Annotated in this window: 18 protein-coding genes and 1 pseudogene; 7 read left to right on the forward strand and 12 right to left on the reverse strand. The window is 66.9% G+C overall.

Features of this window, described 5'->3' with window-relative positions; translation table 11 throughout:
* Positions 1 to 184 precede the first annotated feature (184 nt).
* Together pip and K377_RS30340 are read right to left on the reverse strand one after the other, a co-directional pair.
* Positions 185 to 1,147, reverse strand: a complete 963-nt coding sequence (gene pip, locus K377_RS30330; protein ID WP_111666770.1) for a prolyl aminopeptidase — start codon at positions 1,145 to 1,147, stop codon at positions 185 to 187.
* A 402-nt stretch (positions 1,148 to 1,549) separates the two neighbouring features.
* On the reverse strand, positions 1,550 to 1,810 hold the full coding sequence (locus K377_RS30340) for a hypothetical protein (protein ID WP_111666772.1): 261 nt from the start codon (positions 1,808 to 1,810) through the stop codon (positions 1,550 to 1,552).
* Positions 1,811 to 2,504: 694 nt separating this feature from the next.
* Here K377_RS30340 and K377_RS30345 point away from each other — a divergent pair.
* Positions 2,505 to 5,693, forward strand: a complete 3,189-nt coding sequence (locus K377_RS30345; protein ID WP_237551314.1) for an RHS repeat-associated core domain-containing protein — start codon at positions 2,505 to 2,507, stop codon at positions 5,691 to 5,693.
* A gap of 562 nt (positions 5,694 to 6,255) precedes the next feature.
* Here the strand turns inward: K377_RS30345 and K377_RS30355 are convergent.
* Positions 6,256 to 6,456, reverse strand: a pseudogene (locus K377_RS30355) (transposase); the annotation flags it as partial.
* 241 nt (positions 6,457 to 6,697) lie between these two features.
* Here K377_RS30355 and K377_RS30360 point away from each other — a divergent pair.
* Positions 6,698 to 7,126, forward strand: coding sequence for a VOC family protein (locus K377_RS30360; RefSeq protein WP_111666775.1), 429 nt, complete (start codon positions 6,698 to 6,700; stop codon positions 7,124 to 7,126).
* Between the two features lie 122 nt (positions 7,127 to 7,248).
* On the opposite strand, the gene K377_RS30365 is transcribed toward K377_RS30360, so the two are convergent.
* The gene (locus tag K377_RS30365; RefSeq protein WP_237551299.1) at positions 7,249 to 7,764 is read right to left on the reverse strand and encodes a DUF6924 domain-containing protein; all 516 of its coding nucleotides are present in this window, start codon (positions 7,762 to 7,764) and stop codon (positions 7,249 to 7,251) included.
* A gap of 474 nt (positions 7,765 to 8,238) precedes the next feature.
* Here K377_RS30365 and K377_RS30375 point away from each other — a divergent pair, with 474 nt between their 5' ends.
* Positions 8,239 to 8,682 carry a hypothetical protein gene (locus tag K377_RS30375; protein WP_237551300.1) on the forward strand — a complete coding sequence of 148 codons (444 nt, stop codon included), beginning with the start codon at positions 8,239 to 8,241 and terminating at the stop codon, positions 8,680 to 8,682.
* A gap of 212 nt (positions 8,683 to 8,894) precedes the next feature.
* On the opposite strand, the gene K377_RS30380 is transcribed toward K377_RS30375, so the two are convergent.
* The gene (locus K377_RS30380) at positions 8,895 to 9,608 is read right to left on the reverse strand and encodes a hypothetical protein (protein ID WP_181512678.1); all 714 of its coding nucleotides are present in this window, start codon (positions 9,606 to 9,608) and stop codon (positions 8,895 to 8,897) included.
* Positions 9,609 to 9,878: 270 nt separating this feature from the next.
* Here K377_RS30380 and K377_RS30385 point away from each other — a divergent pair, with 270 nt between their 5' ends.
* Positions 9,879 to 10,238: a hypothetical protein gene (locus K377_RS30385; RefSeq protein ID WP_111666777.1), complete on the forward strand. Its 360-nt coding sequence runs from the start codon at positions 9,879 to 9,881 to the stop codon at positions 10,236 to 10,238.
* A gap of 35 nt (positions 10,239 to 10,273) precedes the next feature.
* Here the strand turns inward: K377_RS30385 and K377_RS30390 are convergent, their stop codons facing one another.
* A complete protein-coding gene (locus K377_RS30390; RefSeq protein ID WP_258395171.1) occupies positions 10,274 to 10,828 on the reverse strand; it encodes a MarR family winged helix-turn-helix transcriptional regulator in 555 nt (184 codons plus the stop codon).
* 68 nt (positions 10,829 to 10,896) lie between these two features.
* On the opposite strand from K377_RS30390, the gene K377_RS30395 reads away from it, so the two are divergent.
* Both K377_RS30395 and K377_RS30400 read left to right on the forward strand, forming a co-directional pair.
* Positions 10,897 to 11,187: an MFS transporter gene (locus tag K377_RS30395; RefSeq protein WP_111666778.1), complete on the forward strand. Its 291-nt coding sequence runs from the start codon at positions 10,897 to 10,899 to the stop codon at positions 11,185 to 11,187.
* The gene (locus K377_RS30400; RefSeq protein WP_111666779.1) at positions 11,184 to 12,044 is read left to right on the forward strand and encodes an oxidoreductase; all 861 of its coding nucleotides are present in this window, start codon (positions 11,184 to 11,186) and stop codon (positions 12,042 to 12,044) included. Before K377_RS30395 ends, K377_RS30400 begins: the two co-directional genes overlap by 4 nt.
* A 664-nt stretch (positions 12,045 to 12,708) precedes the next feature.
* Here K377_RS30400 and K377_RS30405 read toward each other — a convergent pair.
* From K377_RS30405 to K377_RS30415, 3 genes are read right to left on the reverse strand one after another with little or no spacing between them, the layout of a single operon-like run.
* Positions 12,709 to 13,605, reverse strand: coding sequence for a hypothetical protein (locus K377_RS30405; protein ID WP_111666780.1), 897 nt, complete (start codon positions 13,603 to 13,605; stop codon positions 12,709 to 12,711).
* Between the two features lie 14 nt (positions 13,606 to 13,619).
* Positions 13,620 to 14,492: a sigma-70 family RNA polymerase sigma factor gene (locus K377_RS30410; protein ID WP_111666781.1), complete on the reverse strand. Its 873-nt coding sequence runs from the start codon at positions 14,490 to 14,492 to the stop codon at positions 13,620 to 13,622.
* Positions 14,489 to 14,698 (reverse strand): hypothetical protein, encoded by a 210-nt coding sequence (locus K377_RS30415; protein ID WP_181512679.1) that lies wholly within the window; start codon positions 14,696 to 14,698, stop codon positions 14,489 to 14,491. Before K377_RS30415 ends, K377_RS30410 begins: the two co-directional genes overlap by 4 nt.
* A gap of 104 nt (positions 14,699 to 14,802) precedes the next feature.
* Between K377_RS30415 and K377_RS42465 the strand changes: the two genes are divergently transcribed.
* Positions 14,803 to 15,825, forward strand: coding sequence for a hypothetical protein (locus K377_RS42465; protein WP_237551301.1), 1,023 nt, complete (start codon positions 14,803 to 14,805; stop codon positions 15,823 to 15,825).
* Here the strand turns inward: K377_RS42465 and K377_RS30430 are convergent.
* From K377_RS30430 to K377_RS30440, 3 genes are read right to left on the reverse strand one after another with little or no spacing between them, the layout of a single operon-like run.
* Positions 15,806 to 16,690, reverse strand: coding sequence for a helix-turn-helix transcriptional regulator (locus tag K377_RS30430; protein WP_111666783.1), 885 nt, complete (start codon positions 16,688 to 16,690; stop codon positions 15,806 to 15,808). The genes K377_RS42465 and K377_RS30430 overlap by 20 nt on opposite strands.
* Positions 16,691 to 16,723: 33 nt before the next feature.
* On the reverse strand, positions 16,724 to 17,182 hold the full coding sequence (locus K377_RS30435; RefSeq protein ID WP_237551317.1) for a DUF6879 family protein: 459 nt from the start codon (positions 17,180 to 17,182) through the stop codon (positions 16,724 to 16,726).
* Positions 17,183 to 17,222: 40 nt separating this feature from the next.
* A complete protein-coding gene (locus K377_RS30440) occupies positions 17,223 to 17,486 on the reverse strand; it encodes a hypothetical protein (protein ID WP_111666785.1) in 264 nt (87 codons plus the stop codon).
* Positions 17,487 to 17,503 lie beyond the last annotated feature (17 nt).

The raw sequence follows: 17,503 nt of genomic DNA on the forward strand, positions 1-17,503 counted from the left end.
TGATGACGGCGAGGCGCGGTAGGGCACTTGTGCTCGCAGGTCCGTACTTGCCCTGTGACCGAGCACCGTAGTTGGCGGATCGCCTTCGCATCACGCACAGCTCACAGGTATGCGGACGAAGCTAGTTGGCGGATCTTGAGAGCGATAGTTGGCGGATCACGCCGAGGCGAGAATAAATCTGGGCTCATCTCCGGTGAGCGAATCTGTCGAGGGCCTTGAGTACGTGGGCGCGGGTCGTGTCGCTGCCCAGGTGGCCCGCGTTGTCGACGACGGTCAGCTCGGCATCGGGCCAGGCGCGGGCGAGTTCCCATGCGGTATCGAGTGGGCCGGCCAGGTCGAGCCTGCCGTGGACCAGCACGCCCGGGATGCCGGCCAGGCGGTGCGCATCGCGCAGGAGTGCGCCTTCCTCCAGCCACGCTCCGTGGGCGAAGTAGTGTGAGCAGATGCGGACCAGGGCCAGTTGCGCGACCGGCGGGCGGTCACCGTACGGGTTGGAGGCGCCGTTTGTTTCACCGGACAGGACCGCGTCCTCCCATGCGCACCAGTCGACTGTGGCCTTCTCCCGTACCGCGGGGTCCGGATGCTCCATCAGGTGTGCGTAGGCCGCGACGACGTCACCGTCTCGTGGTGTGCTGCCGGCTCCTTCGAGGAAGCGTTCCCGCTGCTCGGGGAAGAACCGCCCCGCACCTCGGTAGAGCCAGTCGATCTCGGAGCGCCGGGTGGTCGTGACGGCGGCGATGACGATCTCCGACACCCGCTCCGGGTACGTCTCGGCATAGGCCAGGATCAGCGTGGAGCCCCACGAGCCCCCGTAGAGCAGCCAGCGGTCGATACCCAGGTGATCGCGGAGCCGCTCCATGTCGGCGATCAGGTGCTGGGTGGTGTTGTGGCGCATGTCGGTCGTGGGTTTGCTTGCGTGGGGGGTGCTACGGCCGCAGCCGCGCTGGTCGAACAGGACGACGCGGTAGCGGTCCGGGTCGAAGTACTGGCGTGCCCCGGTCCCGCATCCGGACCCCGGCCCGCCGTGGACGACGACTGCCGGCTTGCCGTCCGGGTTGCCGCAGGCCTCCCAATACACAAGGTTGCCGTCGCCGACGTCGAGCATCCCCTTCTCGTACGGTTCGACCGGCGGGTACAGCTCGCCCATCTTCCAGATCTCCTGACAACCAAATGCAACATGAACAAGGCTTGTAGTAGACAACATGGATGAGGCGACGCCGTCGGCGACTCTGACACCTGCCAGATCGGCGGGCTGGGTTCGCGGTTGGTCACTAGACGGTTCCCGGGCGGTAATCACGTGTGTGACTGATGGTGGCGATCACCTGTCTGGCGTATTGCTCTAGGGCCGTGCAGAGCCAGGAGGCGGGGATGGGCGGTTCCGCCTCGCCGGGCGCGGACGTTTTCGTCTCGGAGATGTCCGGCCGGTTCCATCTGGACCGGACCAGGGGACAGGAGCACGCCCTGTTCGGCGCGGTGGAGGACGCCCCCGCGAGGGGTCGCACAATGCAACCGGGGCCAGGCGGGTGGCCAGGGCGAGGTGCCGTGGGTGTCAGGCGGCGGGTGTCCAGTCGCTGGTGTGTGTGGTGTCGGCTGCGCGGTCGCGGTTCAGGTGGTGTTTTTCGAGGGCGCGGGTTGTTGCCCAGAGCAGTGCGGTGAGGGGCAAGGCGGCCCAGGTGAGGTAGAGGACGGTGCGGTGGGTGTGGATTGCGCTGAGGGTGTATCCGGCGGTGCAGAGCATGGCGAGAGCGAGGTGCCAGCACAGCAGGCGTCCGAGGTGGCGGGCGAGGGCGGTGGCGGTGTGCGTGTTCACCGGGGACTCCTGGCTGTGGTGCCGGCCTTGCGCCGGCAGAAGGGGTGCGACTGGGCAGGAGTGGGGGAGGGACTGCGGGTGCTGCGCGTGGGGTCTGATCACTGTGCCCGCTGGCAGACCGGTGATACCTGCCCATTGCAGCCTTTCACGTGACTATCCCAATTCGGGACGAAGTGTGCCCTGAAAGGTATGGACCTAGACGAATGAGGCGTCTCTCGGCGTCACTGCATGGCGCAAAATCGTCTCTCCGCTGAACCGGCGGGACCGAAGGCGGTCCACGCAGTCGATTTCGCGTCAGCATCTTGGCGGCCATGTGCGAAAAAATCGCCGACCACCGACTCGTATTGTCCACTTCCTGGAGCTTTGGTGTCTCTTGGGGTGTGTGATGGGAGGGGCTGATTCCGGGCCGTGTGGCATATGCATTGACGGGAACCGCGCCGGGACTTGTGTGGTTTCTGTGTCAGGTTGTGTGCTCCTCATGACCGCTGGGGTCGGCGAGGCTCGTGTGTGGGGGGAAGCCTTGATACAACGCACCACAGGTGCGCGCCTTTCGCGCGCCCGCAACCGTTCCAGACTCGCTGCGCTCGCTGTTCTCGCGTCGGGTGCCATCACGGTGGCGCTGCTGCCCGCGACGGGCGCGGCAGCAGCCGACGATCCTGCGTCGGACTGGGGCAAGGACGCACCGTCGTTCTCCATGCCGGAGGTGAAGGTCGGAGCCAACGAGCCGGCTGCGTCGAGGGCCGAGCGCACCCCGTCCGCCGACGTCGCCGAGTGGCGTGCCGGGCAGAAGAAGCGAGCTCAGGGCGGGGACGCGCAGGCGGCGCGTTCGGCGGCGGCCGCGACGACGGCGTATGTGCCCGAGGGGCAGGGCAAGGTGCCCTGGCACCGGTTCAGCGACTTCGCGATCACTGACGCGCTGTCGGCGCACATCGACTATTCGACCGGCAACCTGATGCTGACCGCGACGGACTTCTCGATCGCGGGCGTCGGGCAGAACCTCACCCTGGCGCGCACCTACAACTCCCTTGATGCGCCCTGGGGGAAGGTTTCCCAGCGCTGGTGGCAGCAGTACGAGCGCTACCTGCAGGTACTCGATGACGAGGTCGTCCTCTACGACGCCTCCGGCGACAGTGTCCGGTTCGCCAAGAACAGTGACGGCACGTTCAAGACGCCCTCGGGCTATTCGAAGGACCTGAAGAAGAACGCGGACGGCACCTACACGGTCACCGACTGGAAGTCCGGGTCGAAGGACACCTACGACACCAACGGCTGCCTGACCAAGGTCACCGACCGCAACAAGGGCACCATCACGGTCACTCAGCACGACGAGGGCGGCGAGCAGAAGGGCTTCAAACTCACCGAGACCCGCTCGGGCCGGTGGATCGACCTGCTCAAGACGGATGCCTCGCAGTGGCAGGCCAAGGACAACTCCGGCCGCACCGCCGTCTTCGACCTGGACGCCGCCGGCAACCTGGCCCGCACCACGGACGCCGAGGGCAAGACCACCACCTTCGGCTACGACTCCTCCCGCCGCCTCACCAAGATCACAACAGCGGAAGGCCGCGTCACGGTCTTCACCTACGACGACGCCAACCGGGTCACCTCCATGCTCCGCGAGACAGGCGTCAGCGGCTCCCATGACGGTCCGACGTGGACCTACAGCTACGACACCGCCTCGCCGAACTCGGCGGGCACGACGACGGTCACCGACCCGGAGATCCACGCGACGAAGTACAAGCACAACGCCGAGGGTGAGGTCAGCGACGTCACCGACGCGCTCGGCCGCAGCCGGTCGACGAAGTTCGATGCGAACCACAACATCGACACCTCCACCGACGCCATGGGCACCGGGACCGGCGGCACCGGCGGCAACGTCATGGACTACGGGTTCAACACCCGCAACAACCTGGAGACCATCAAGTCCCCGACGGGCGGCCAGTCCGTGTCCAACTGGCAGACCATCGCCGGCGGCGACGTCCCCAAGGACACCACCAACGCCGACGGCGAGAAGACCACCTACGGCTACGACACGGCCGGCAACACCAAGTCGGTTGCGCAGACCGGCACCGGCGGCGGCAACGTCTCCTACACCTACAACCCCTCCACGCCCACCTGCGACGGCTTCGAGGGCCAGCGCTGCACCCAGAAGACGACGATGTCGTCGTCGAAGACCGTCACCACCTCGTTCACCTACGACGACAAGGGCAACCTGAAGACGGTGAAGGCGCCCGCCCCGCTGGGCGAGACGAACTACACCTACGACAGCCTGGGCCGCACCGAGACCCTGACCGACGGCCGAGGCATCAAGAAGGTCTTCGCCTACGACAACCTCGACCGCATCAAGACCGTCTCCACCACCAACGACACGGTCCGCTACTACTACGACGGCGACGGCAACCTGCGCCAGCGCGACGACTCCACCGGCACCGTCAAGTACCAGTTCGACCCGCTGCAGCGCGAGACGATCCGCACCCTGCAGGACGGCTCCCAGACCCTCCTCGCGTACACGCCGGCCGGCAACGTCGACTACTACCAGGACCCGGCCGGGAAGATCGACTACACCTGGAACGAGGTCAACACCCTCACCAGCCTGAAGGACCCCCAGGGCCGCACCACGACGTTCGAATACAACCGCAACGACAAGCGGACCGTCACCAAGTACCCCGGCGGCACCGTCCAGACCTTCGGCCTGGACAACTCCATGCGCCCCAAGTCCGTCAAGACCACCAGCCCCAAGGGCACCCTGGCCGACCTCGCCTACACCTACGGCTACGGCACGAACGCCGGCACCGACGGCGACAAGATCCGCACCAAGACCGACAACGTCGCAGGCACGAAGACGACCTACACCTACGACGGCGCGGGCCGCTTCTCCTACGCGGCGGAGAACAAGGGCTCCACGCTGAACGAGGCCTGGCAGTACTGCTACGACCTCGCCGGCAACCTCACCAGCCAGGGCATCACCCCCGGCTGCCCCCGCGGCACCACCTACACGGTCAACGACGCCCAGCAGATCACCGCGAAGAACGGCTCCACCACAAACTGGTCCTACGACAAGGCAGGCAACGAGACCGCCGCCGCCTCCACCCCGGAAGGCACCCGCACGGGGGAGAAGTGGTCGGATCACAGCCAGCTCACCTCACTGACCGTGGGCGGCAAGACCTACACGGGCCAGTACGGCTCCACCGACCAGAGCGAACGCATCCGCCTCGGCGACACGTACTTCCACAACGGGCCCATCGGCCTGTCCGCGACGTCAACTTCCGGTGTCGACACGGGCTTCAACCGCGAGCCCGGGGGCACAGTCAACTCCATGACCCGCAGCGGGAAGGCGTACTACTACCTCACCGACGCCATCGGCTCCGTCATCGGCATGGCCGACCAGTCCGGCACGAAGGTCAACACGTACTCCTACAGCCCCCGCGGCGTCACCCGCAGCGCCAGCAGCGAGCAGATCCCCCAGCCCTACGGCTTCGCCGGCGGCTACCAGGACACCACCGGCCTGATCCACTACCAAGCCCGCTACTACGACCCCAACATCGGCCGCTTCACCCAGCCCGACCCCTCCGGCCAGGAACAGAACCCCTACCTCTACGCCGCAGGCGACCCCGTCAATAAGATCGACCCGAGTGGGCTTGCGCTGGTGGATGCGCTGGGTCCGGTTGGTGATCTTGTTCAAGCAGGAGTCCATCTGGCAGAAGGTGACACCAAGGCCTTGTGGGGTGACGTAGCGGGCGCAGTAGTGGGCGGCGGTATAGCAGCGGCGTGCGGAAGCATGGTGCTGGCCGCGCCTCTAACGCTTGGCGCCTCGGTGGGATTTGCCCTCGGCTGCTATGGGGCAAGCTGGGCGGGTAGTCAGATTGCCGCGATGCCCTTCAGCTGACCAGCCACCGGGAAGCTTCGAATATGCCCCGGAACTCGGAAAGGAACACGCAGAGTGCGCCAAGTGGGAGTGTCCATGCAACGACAAGCTCTGTCCAAGAGGCTGCTGACGGCGACTTATGTCTTCGGCGTACTCGGAATCACGCTGTCAATTGTCCTGCTGGTCCTGGGGATGATCGCTGGAGGCCTGACACTCCTCGCGTTGACGCTTCTTTTCCTGGCATGGGGAGGGGTCGCGGCGCGAATGAACAAAAGGAACCAGATGTAGTGCCCTGACGCGAGGGCCAACGGGTGGGGGAGCGAGCACATGCTCCCCCACCCACCGCCAACAGTCCGCGGCTGCTTTCCCGTCGACATCATGCGGGAAGAGCTGCAGTCTTGGGCCAGGGGCCAGATCGGGGCGTGCACGCGGTCGTCTTCCTGATCCTGCTCGCCTTGTGGACCGGAGCGACCTAGTAGTGCTTCGTTAGGTTCTGGTTCGGGTGAGTGGTTGGCCGCAGGTGTGCAGGTGCCGGTCTAGCACCGCAGCATGTCCTGGAGGGTGTCGAGGACTTGGTAGAGGGTCAGGCTGGACTCGGGGCTTTTGGGTTCAGGCGCCGGAGGGTGAGGAAGGCCTGGGCGGCGGTGACGAGGGTGACGTGGTGGTGCCAGCCGCGCCAGGTGCGGCCCTCGAAGTGGTCCAGGCCCAGGCCGTGTTTGAGTTCGCGGTAGTCGTGCTCGATGCGCCAGCGCATCTTGGCCCACCGCACCAGATCGGCGATACTCGGGCTTCATCGCCTGGGCCACGCCCTCGGGGTGTCCTGGGAACGGTCAACGGAACGCACCTGGGGAGATGAGGCCGTGACCATGGTCTAAGGGCTGTCCCGCAACTGATCTTTGACATGATGGTCGTTGGTCAGGATTCGGCCGTGGCGGCTACTGGTGGGCTCCACCACGGGACGCGGCGGGTGGCGGGCGGAACCACTTGGGAGACGTGAGGCAGGGCCCGCCTGCTACGGTGCGCCGATGTCAGCGATCAAGAAATTCCAAGTCACCTTTGACTGCGCAGAACCTGAGCGTCTCGCTCGTTTCTGGTGCGAGGTGTTGGGGTACGTCGTACCGCCGCCGCCGGGAGAGTTTGCCACTTGGGACGATTTCAAGCGTTCGCAGCCATCTGAGCAACGGGATTCGTGGTTCGCCTGCATAGATCCCTCAGGTGTGGGTCCGCGGCTGTTCTTCCAGCGCGTTCCCGAGAGTAAAGCAGTCAAGAACCGTGTGCACCTCGATGTGCGGGTCGGCACCGGTCTCGTGGGTAAGGAGCGTCTCGCCGCACTCGAGGCCGAATGCGCGCGGCTGGTCCCTCTCGGTGCGGTCCATGTGCAAACGCTGTATGACGGCAATGATGCGTGCATCCCGATGCTAGATATCGAGGGCAACGAGTTCTGTATCGACTGAGCATTCTCCGAGCCGGGGAGGTGGGAAGGCTCTGCTGCGGCACCAACCGCATCACCGACGTGGTGCAGGCCGTCCTCGTCCTTCACCACTCATCAGCGTGAGGTTGGAAAAGGCTCAATGGTTCAGCAGGGCCGGTAGATGTGGTCGGGATCGGCGAGGGCCGCCTCGGCAAACTCCGCGAAGTCCATGTTGGCGATCGACAGATTTCCGTGCACGTCGTGGACGCCGGCTGGGATGGTTCGGAACTCTCGGGGCGGAGGGGAGTCGATGAGCTCCTGGTAGTACATCGGGTCGAGGTCTTCCTCTTCGTCCTCCGTGATGTCGAGAGCGAGCAGCGCGCGCTGGGCAGACTGCATCGTGATCCGGTCGGCGAGGAACACAACGCTCAGGTTCTCGTCCCGCCTCACCGCGTTGAGGACCTCATCGGGCATGCGATCGGCCCAGGCAGGATCGTCGACAAGGTGAACAGAGGGGTCAAACTCGCCGTCGTCTCCCCACGGCTGAGTCAGGTCCCCGACCACCGCCTGCCACGCAGCCTCGTCCCCATAGTCGGTCCGGATGATCAGGGCATCGAATTCGTCACGCACAGCAATCTCAGGCAGCTCTTTCACGCGACCCATCCCCTCAGTGCCCGGCATGGGTCTGACTGTCTCACGAACCGCCGACAGCACCTTTGCGCGCCGCCTTGACCTTCCTCGTTGACGCCACTGGCCCTACGTCCCTTCCTACTGAGTGGTGGTTCGTGTCTGCTCCCATCGGTCAGGTCCCGCGCCAGTTGGACGGTTTCCCGCGTGATCTCCAACCGCGAGAGATCCTTCCGAGCTTCCTCCAGACGGATGGCCAACTCGGCTGCCTCGGCCTGGAGTTCCTCCACGCGCCGCCGAGCTGTGGCCTCCTCGCGGGCCTGAAGCTCTTCCGGCAAAGACACCATGGCGCCCACCTCCATCTCGCCACGGTAGAAGTCCAGCGCCACCACCACACACCAATCAGCGTTTACCCAGCTGGCCCGGCCCGGGAGCAACCACACCCAATCGATCGTTCGAAGGGGAAGAGCAGGACAATCGGCAGGTCCAAGCAGTGATTCCATGAGGCCGGAGCAGAGTGCTGAGCCGATGACCACAACACCGCCCACGATGCAGATGGTCTCCTTCGCGGCCTGGCGGGACGCTGCCCCGCATACGGGCCACCACGCCGCTCGGCACTACGTCACCCTGGCCGAGCTCCTGATCCGCCTGGGAAGTTACGGCCTCACGCTCACCTGGCGAGCCCGCAGCTTCGACGATCACCCACACCCCAGCTTCGCCGAGCTGGTCAGAGTTTCAGGCAACGACAGAATCCCCACCCTCGAGCTGTTGGCCATGGACGCACCTCACCTGCAGGCCGTCGACGGAGACTTCGAAGGCTATGCCGGCAGCGATCTCGTGGTGACCCTGCGGGAGTTCGATAGTTCAAGCTGGGATGTCCGCACGGCAGACGAGTGGGTGCTCAACGAGATCCGACGACACTATCCGGACGCCAAGCCCATGACCTCGGACGAATGGGATGCCACGAACTGATCCCCGAGGACGGAACCGTCACTCCAAAAAATCCGCACCCATTTCGGTTGGCGTGATCTTGCGGCAGTCTGGGGTGATGGCTGCTTGTGACTGAGCGAGATAGTTGGCCCTTGAGCACGCTAGTTGGCCTCTGTGCGCGATCTATGGCTCACGAGTAGTGAGCCGAAGCAAGAGAGCTGTCACGTAGGCAGGCTTCTTGTCACCGGAGGGGCCTACTGCTGATGGGTGGCCGGTCGCGCGTGGGTGTGTGTGCTCCATCGCTCCAGTTCGTCCAAGTGGCTGCCGACTGCTGTTGCCCGGGCGACCTCTCCGGCTTCCTTCGGTGTCGGCTCACCCTGGCGGGCGATCAACTTCAGCGGCCAGGCCGGGGTGCCCGACTGTTCGCCGTCGAAGGGATGCCAGTTCCAGGCAGCCGCATCGAACCGCCAGGCGCGCCCGTCCCGGTCGGCAACCTCATCACCCAGTTCGAGGAAGGCGTACGGACGGAAGACCAGCTCGATGTATATGGGTTCGCCACCGGCCGGATCGATGGTGCAGCCCTGGTCCCCGAGGGAAGGGTCGTGGGTCTCACCCTGCTGCAGGACCTCAAGGTAGGACGCGGGCCGGGGCAGCATGCCGGTGACCAGGGGCGGATCGAAGCGGTGGACTGCCTGGACGTGCACCACGGTCGCTGGGATTCCCACCAGGCAGGTATCGCCCGGCTTCAGTGCGGTCTCCGCCGGTTCCGTTCGGAAGATCTCCCACTCGCGGGCCGCAGGCGTTGGAAGCGCCCTCTGCCCGTTCCACCTGAAGTTCTCGGCCTGTGAGTCCACTTCCAGCCACGGCCACCGCACGGACACGTAGTAACGGGTACCCCCGGTGACGGCGGTCCCAGTGAACTGGCACTCCAGCAACAGCACGTCACCGGGCCTGTAGTCGTGGCTCATGAACGCATTGTGCATGCCGTCACTGACAGTGGTCGATCGCCTTGGCCAGACGCTCGGCGTGGTCTTCGAGCAGTGGCTTGAGGGCTCCGTAGTAGGGCTGGTGGTCAGTTGTACGGAGCCAGTGGAAGACGTTGTGTCGCTCCCGATCCAGACGACACGTAGTGCGGGGTCGGAAGCGATGTGTGGCGGGCAGGACGCGAAGTGTTCACGCCGGAAGCGTGCCAGAACAAAGCAGTTGAGGAGGGTGAATCGGCCCGGCACACTCGTCCGATGAGCCACGGCACACCATCGGGCAGCTGGGATGAACCCTGGTACCGCGTCCACACTGAGCATTTCGAGGCCGCGTTCCTGCCGGACGCCGACGAGGACCCTGATGCGGTGAACGACGTTGACGTCGAGGTGCGCCTGCGGGACGGATCTCGGTGGAGCGCAACCATTTGCACGGTTGGTCACGTTGAGACGCTGATGGAGCGGTGGGCGGCGAGTGGGGAAGCTCTGGGAGGACGCTACTTCTGGGCCTCGGACGGGCTCATCGTCCGCGATGCCGGCATCGGCAGCATGACCCAGGTCCTCACCGGCCTGATCGAGAACGGCGAGTTCGCGCAGATCCTTCAACGCCTCGAGGACTGACGTCCAGCCAGACTGACTCATCCTGAAACGATTAGTTAGGCGTCCTTGGGCACGTCGTGGCGTCCTGCGGGGCCGTATTCATCTTCCAGCCGGGCCAGCAGATGGCCCAGCAGCACATTGAGATCGCTGAGCCCGTCACGTGACAGTGCCTCTGCGAACAGCACATGTTCGCGCGCGGTGCGCTCTTTGGTAGCAGCCCGCCAGCGATTCTGGCCATGCGTGGTGAGCTGGACAGGCTTGCTGCGCCCGTCCGCAGCTGCCACCGACTCCACCAGCCCCGCCTGCACCAGGCGGGCCAGGCGCACGCTCATCGTGCCGGATGTGATTCCCAGCTGCTGTGCCAGAGCGGTGGGGGAGGCCTGGAAGGGCGGTCCGGAACGCTGAAGTGCTGATAGCGCGGCCCAGTCCCCGGCCGTGAGCGCATTGTCGACCGCGACCTTGGACAGCAGCCGGTCGAACAATCGGGTCAGGCGGCCGATGCGCTGACGGGCAGCCTCGGTGAGCGGATCCACCTCAGGCATATCGGCCACCCAATGCTCGAGCTCGGCCTGCACCGAGTCCTGCGGGAACGGCTGCTCGTCACCGGACACCTTTGACACTCCCTTGAGTCTCAAGATAATTTACCTTGGCACTCAAGATAACCACATCAGGAGGGCTCGTGACAGACACCTCCATCACCACGAAGACAGGCCGCCTGCCATGGGCGGGCCTGTTCGCCCTCGCGGTTGCCGGCTTCGTCACGGTCCTCACGCAGACCATCCCGGCCCGGCTCCTGCCCCAGATCAGCAGCGGCCTCGATGTACCCCAGGCCACAGGACAGCTCGTGATCGTCTACGCAGCCGGACCGATGCTCGCAGCGATCCCCCTGACCGCCCTCGCCCAGCGCTGGCCCCGGCGACCGGCCGCTGATGTAACCACTGCCAGCTACGAGAAAGGGAGAGCCTCGTGACCTCGCCCCCCACTGCACACGAGACCACCGCCGACAAGGTGTGGTTCATCACCGGCACCAGCACCGGACTCGGCCGCGCCCTGGCCCAAGGGGTAATCGCCGACGGCAACCGCCTCGTCGCCACCGCCCGCGACCCACGCACCCTCGACGATCTCGTCGCTCTCGCTCCAGACCGCGTGCGTGCCCTGCCCCTCGACGTCACCGACCCGGCAGCGGTCCGGCACGCCGTCCAGGACGCCCTCAAGAACTTCGGCCGCATCGACGTACTGGTCAACAACGCCGGCTACGCGCTGCGCGGCGCACTGGAAGAACTCTCCGAAGAAGAACTGCGCCGCCAGTTCGACACCAACGTCTTCGGTGCCCTCGACGTGACGCGTGCGGTCCTGCCCACACTCCGCAGCCAACGCTCGGGCTGCATCGTCCAGATGTCCTCGGTCGGCGGTGTCATGGCCACTCTCGGCGGCACCGCCTACGCCGGCACCAAGTTCGCCCTCGAGGGACTCTCCGAAGGCCTCGCCACGGAGGTTGCCCACCTCAACATCCACGTCATGATCGTCGAGCCCGGCCCCTTCCGAACCGACTTCACCGGCCGCTCCGTTCACTACGCCGACCCGATCGATGACTACCGCGAGGTCCTGGACCCGGCCAAGAAGCAGTTCCTGGCCATGCACGGCACCCAGCCCGGCGACCCCGCCCGGGCAGCCCGCGCCATCATCACCGCCACCGCCATGGAACACCCGCCCCTGCGGCTGCCCCTCGGCGCCAACGCCATCGATCGCATCCGCGAACGCCTGCACCAGCGCCTCAGGGACGTTGACGCCATCGAATCGCTTGGCCGCCCCACCGACTTCGACTAGACCGCACCCTGGGCATCAATAGCCGCCAAGACGGCGCCCCACTGACGCAACCCCCGTAGCCGGGAGGGGGCGCCCTACTTCCAGAACGGGAGCCGGCCGTCCGTCGCAATGATGGTTTGCACGGAGACGGCGGGCGCGCAGGCGGGTGACGGCGCCCCGGCACCGCACGGTCGCTCCAAGGCCCCAAGCCGCGGTGTCGTGTACGGCTGATCGCAGCAGGCCGGGGTGGATCCGGCGCTCACCGCGGCCGTCCGCCATCACTTAGGTTCCGCCGTGCGTCTCCATCGGTACCAACGCCGACGGCGACGGCGCGACCATCATCACTGCGGACACCGCTTCCATCGCCGGCCTCCTCGTCAGCACCGATCAAGCAGCACGCAAGCACCTCACCCTCGCCCAGCGCGTGAACCTGATCTCCGACCCGGGGATCAGGCCCGGCTGCTGATGCGCAGGGCGCAAACCGCACCGAACTTAAAGCCGCAGCACGGAGCGTGCACCTGTGGACGCTTGCAGGCACTTGAGGGCGTGGCTGAGGCCCCGCCGACACGGCCGCCTACGGCAGGGGCAGCCGCCGGGCCGGGGCCGGGAGCAGCAGGGGAGTGCAAGACCACGACAGGCCGTACGTCCCGGGCGGGCAGACAGGCGGATAGGTCTGTTTCTGCAGTCAGGCGTGGAGCAGGTCTGGGCAGTAGCCAGCGCCGGTTGCCGGCTGGTGGGGTGCTTCGGTGTTGTGGGGGGTGGGCCGGGCGGCGCGTTTGGCTGCTGTGCGCAGGGCGAGTTGTGAGGTGCCGGGTTGACGGCGTGGGAGTTGTGCCCGGGTGGTGTGCTGGGGGTGCGGTGCTTCGGGTTGCGGGGGAGTGGCGGCGTTGTGGTGGAGGGCGCGGATCTTTGCGGTGAAGGTGCGGTCGGGCAGGGGGAGTTCGAGGTCGTCGTCGACGAAGGACACGGCGCGGGTGATGGAGTCGATGATGTCCTGCTGGAGCGGGGGCGGGGGCGGGGTGCGCAGGGATTGGTGGAGTTTAAGTTGGCGCAGTACGCGGAGGGTGGTGGGCACGCTGGTGTCTTCGCCGTCGGGCGGGGCCTGGTTCGGGGAGGGGCTGGTGGGGGCGGTTTGGGTCTGCCACCAGGCGGCCGGGTCTGTTTCTTCCAGGGACAGGTGGTGCAGGTGGAGGCAGTAGGCCGCGGTGTGGTCTCCGGCTCCGGCGGCGAACTGCCACCAGAAGCGGGCACCGTCGTGAGCGCCGCCGAGGTGGAGGTAGCAGCCCAGGGTGCGGGCGCTTTCGGGTTCGGGCAGGAGGGTGTCGTCCAAGAATTCGGTGAGGTGGTCGGTGCCGGCCAGTGAGATCGCGGTGTGGCACAGGGTGGTCAGGTCGCTGCGGGCCCGGTCCGCGGCGGCGCGGCGTGTGCGGCGCTGAAACGCTCCGTCCCCGGAGGAGGGTCGGGGTGGGTTGGGGGCGGGTGTGTCGTTGCCGGCCGGGAGGGGGGAGGGAAGGTAGTGGTAGGCGAAGTCGTCGTCGCGCAGGCGTGCGCGCGAGAGGACCTCGTCAATCGGTGAGGTCATCACAGGGTCCTTCCTCATGGCTGGGCAGGCGGGAAGCGGTCGGACAGGGTGCGGCGGGCGTGCCGCACGCACGAGCGGACATCGGGCAGGGACAGCCCCATCACGTCATGGACGCTTTCCTCGGGCAGGCCGAGGATGAACCGGAGCACCATGACGTCGAGCTGCTTGGGCGGGAGCCGGCGGATCCCGTCGTACAGGCGCAGGGTCTCCCGCAACTGGCGCACACGGTCGGTGTGGGCGGCCTGCTGGCGCAGGGCCTGGCTGGCGTAGGCGGTCTCGTCCAGAGCGGGATGGCCCTCGCGCTGCGGAGCACGTTCCAGGACGGTGTCCCGCAGCATCCGCCAGGCGAACTGCGCCGTGCTGTTGCTGGCCAGCGCCTCGTCCCAGACGATGCGCAGCAGGGTGAAGACGTCCTCGACCGCACGCCGGGCCTGCGCCGGGCGTCGCAGGAACGTCGCCGCGTAGGCGTGATAGTGGCCCTGCCGGGACTCCCTAAAGGCGGTGAACTCCACCGGCGGCACACCGGTCTGCGCCTGGACGCAGCCGCTGATCCAGCCCGGACGCTTGCGGGCCTCCTGCGCGGCACGGATCCACAGGTTGCGCAGGCTCAGGATGGCGCTGTTCGGCCAGCCCAGAGCGGTGAGCAGGGTGTGTATGGGCTCCCAGCGGGGATACCGGCCCGCCGCCCGCAGCAGCTCACTGATCTTCGAGCGCGACCAGTTGGTGTCACGCTCCAGGTCGAGCAGGGTCTTGCCGCTGGCCTCGAAGGCGTCGCGGACCTGCTGCAGCCAGGCGCGGTGGGTGGGTCCGGCCGACGAAGCGATCGGTCCGAGCCGGCGTCCGGGTCTGGAGCCGCTCCCGGACGTCGAGGTGGGGGGAGGGGTCACCGCTCGGGCTCGTGCTCGGCCTGTCCGGACTGGGACGGCCGGGAGCTGCTGTGGCCGCAGGCCGCCAGGATCTGCTGCACACACAAACCGACGGAAGAGATCACCGCGATCACAGCCGCGGTCGTCTGCCCGAGCGCGGTCAACGCGACACACAGGCCTGCCAGCGCTGTCAGCGCGGCGACGGCCACCACACTCCTACTGATCATGAACACCTTGATCCTTACCTGACGCAACATCAAAGTAGTTTGAAAATGCACGAGTTGATGCACCTGGGGCGTGGGGCAGCCCCGGGTCTGGTGCTCGCATCAGAATGGATACAGTCATCGCCGCGCACTCGGGAAATCACCGATCGGGGAACAACCCGCTCGGCTTCCAGACCGAGATCGGCCACCAGCTCGGCAGCAGCTCTGTGCAGCGGGCCGACCTGCTGGCGCGGGCGCCCGAGGCCGGCGTGCCTGTGCTCCTGGTGGAAGTCGACCGCCGCACCGAGGACGCGCACGACCTGATAGCCAAGCTGCGCCGGTACTGGGAGTGGGGCCGGCTACTACCGAAGGACGCGGCCAAGCGCACCGTCGATCTGGTGCGCTCGCAGACGGACGCGATCGAGCGCATTGACCACGACAAACGGCTATGGCGCAGGGTCTACCCGCCGACCGGCCGCGAGGGCCTGGTGCCCCTCGCGTTCGTTTTCGCGGACACCACCGCCGCGAAGATCGCCAACACGGTCGCCGTGCTGACAGAGGCCGGCCGCCGCTCCTGGGCGCCGCGCCGCTACGACTCCCTTTACGCGAAGGCGGTCACCGCGCTCGACTACCGCCAGGCCGTGCCCGTCGTCACCACCCTGGAGCAGCTGACGGAGCACGGCGCCGGGGCGGCGGTGTGGCGGCGACTGGGACGGGACGGTGCGCAGACGCTGACGGCCGAGCTCGACAACCCCGAGGGCCACGCCCTCTACCGCGCCCAGGAGGCCCGCGCCGAAGCGGAGGACAAGCGGCGCCGTGCCGCGGAGCGGGAGGCGCAGCGCCCGGTGTGCTCGCGGTGCGGACGGAAGTTCAGCGACGAACGCTGGGAGGAGATCACCGTGCACCGCACCGCCGTACGGGCCGGGGACAAGTCGGTGGGCGGTGCCTGCCGGGCCGACGACATTGCCCGCCAGGAGGCCGACGCCGAAGCCGACCGCCTCGCGGCCGCCGCGCCGGAGCCCGAGGACGAGCCGGACGGGGCCGTAGCTGCTTCCGCCGGCGGACCTGACCCGGGCGGGTCCAAGGGAAGCCTGGGCGAGCCGCCGCGTGGGAGCGGGATGTTCTCTTTCGTCACCTGGTGTCGGGCGTGAGGGTCTCCGGTCGGTCGAGGGTGTCGATGGCGCGGGTGATGAGTGCGCGGGCGTCGGCGCCGTAGACGGCCATGCTGCGTAGTTCGGCGAACACCTTCACGTACTGGTCGATCTCGGACTGCTGCTTGATTCGCACGCGTGCCGTCACGAGCTCGACGGACACGAGCCGGTCGTCGTATACGTGGAATGTTTCACGCGGCCATTGCCGGCGCTCTGCCGTGGCGGAGGGAATGATGCCGAGCGCTACGCCGGGCAGGGCGCCTGCGGAGAGCAGGTGGCCGAGCTGGGCGGCCATCGCGGCGGGATCACCCAGCTGATAGTAGAGGGCTGCTTCCTCGATGACGAAGAGGAAGCGGCGGCCCTGCTCGTACAGAATCCGGGACCGGTCGACGCGGGCGTGGGCGGCGCTCGGGCTGTCGTCGACCTCAAGGCCCTGGGTACGTGCGGAGATGTGCAGGACTCCTGCGGCGTAGCCCATGGTCTGGAGCAGGCCCGGGACGAGCGTCGATGAGTAGACGCGGAACAGGCGGGACTCGGTGAACAGGCGTCCGGTGACCTGCTGCAGTTCCTTCAGCCCGTTACGGACGTGCTGGCGCCATTCGGTGTACATGGCTTCGGCGTTGACGGACTGGGTGATCAGTCCGTCCGCCTGGTCGGTGGCGGTGGATGCCTCGCACCACCGGCGTATGTCTCTGGCGGAGGGAGCGGTGAGCGCGTTCTCGATGCGGCTGGTCTTGGCCCCGCTCCAGCCGCACCGGGAACTGTGTTCGGCAACCGTCAGTCCCGCTGTCTTGCGCAGGTTGCGCAGGCGTGAGGCGACGGCCTCGCGCGCGGCTTGCGCGGACGAGGACGGAGACTGTGGCATGCCGTGTTCCTGTTCCTGTTTGTGCTCGGTGGGTCAGCGGATCTCGTACTGCTCGTGCGGGATACCGCGCTCCCACACGGCTTCGAACGCTTCGCCGCACAGCTTCGCAGCTGCCGGATCGGTGCTGACCTCCCCGCCCGCCGAGGCGCCTTCCCCGGTGAAGTGATTCCAGCGGATCAGATGTCCGTCGATCAACCAGAAGTCATTGCCCGGCAGCGCGAGGCCAGACGCTTGGCGGCGCGGCAGCCACCGGATGAGCTCGCCCGCGGCCACGTTGGTGAAGGTGCCTGAGTGCTCGTAGCGGATGTACTCGCTGACGGGCTCTGACACGATGCGCGCCCTGCGGACAACCACCCCGCGTCCGACGGTCTCCTCGATGAGGTCGAGCCACGGCCGCCACCACGACGCACGGTCTGCCGGATCGTGCCTGAACCCTTCCCGCCAGCGCGCGAAGGGACCGGTCTCGCTGTCGACGGCGTAGACGTCCCGCATCTCCAGATGGACGGCGGACTCGACGGCGCTGCCGAGCAGTTCAGGGAACGTCGGGACGCTGCTCGAGGACACTGCATGCCTCCTTCAGCATTGCTGCCATGCGGGCCGGTACACGGACGACCTGCTCGTGTTCGGGGATGCCGACCGCGTGGCCCGGCACCTGGAAGCCGGCGCACTCGGCGTTGAGGCCAGGGGAGGGCTTCCACCCCTGGATGACGATCTCGTTCCGTTGCTCGTCGACCCAGACGGTCGGGCTCTCGCCGTCTCCCGTGTCAGGGTCGATCCCGATGAACCGTAGCGACATGTCGAACTCCCAGCGTT

The organism is Streptomyces sp. PsTaAH-137 (assembly GCF_003259365.1).
Taxonomy (GTDB): Bacteria; Actinomycetota; Actinomycetes; order Streptomycetales; family Streptomycetaceae; genus Streptomyces.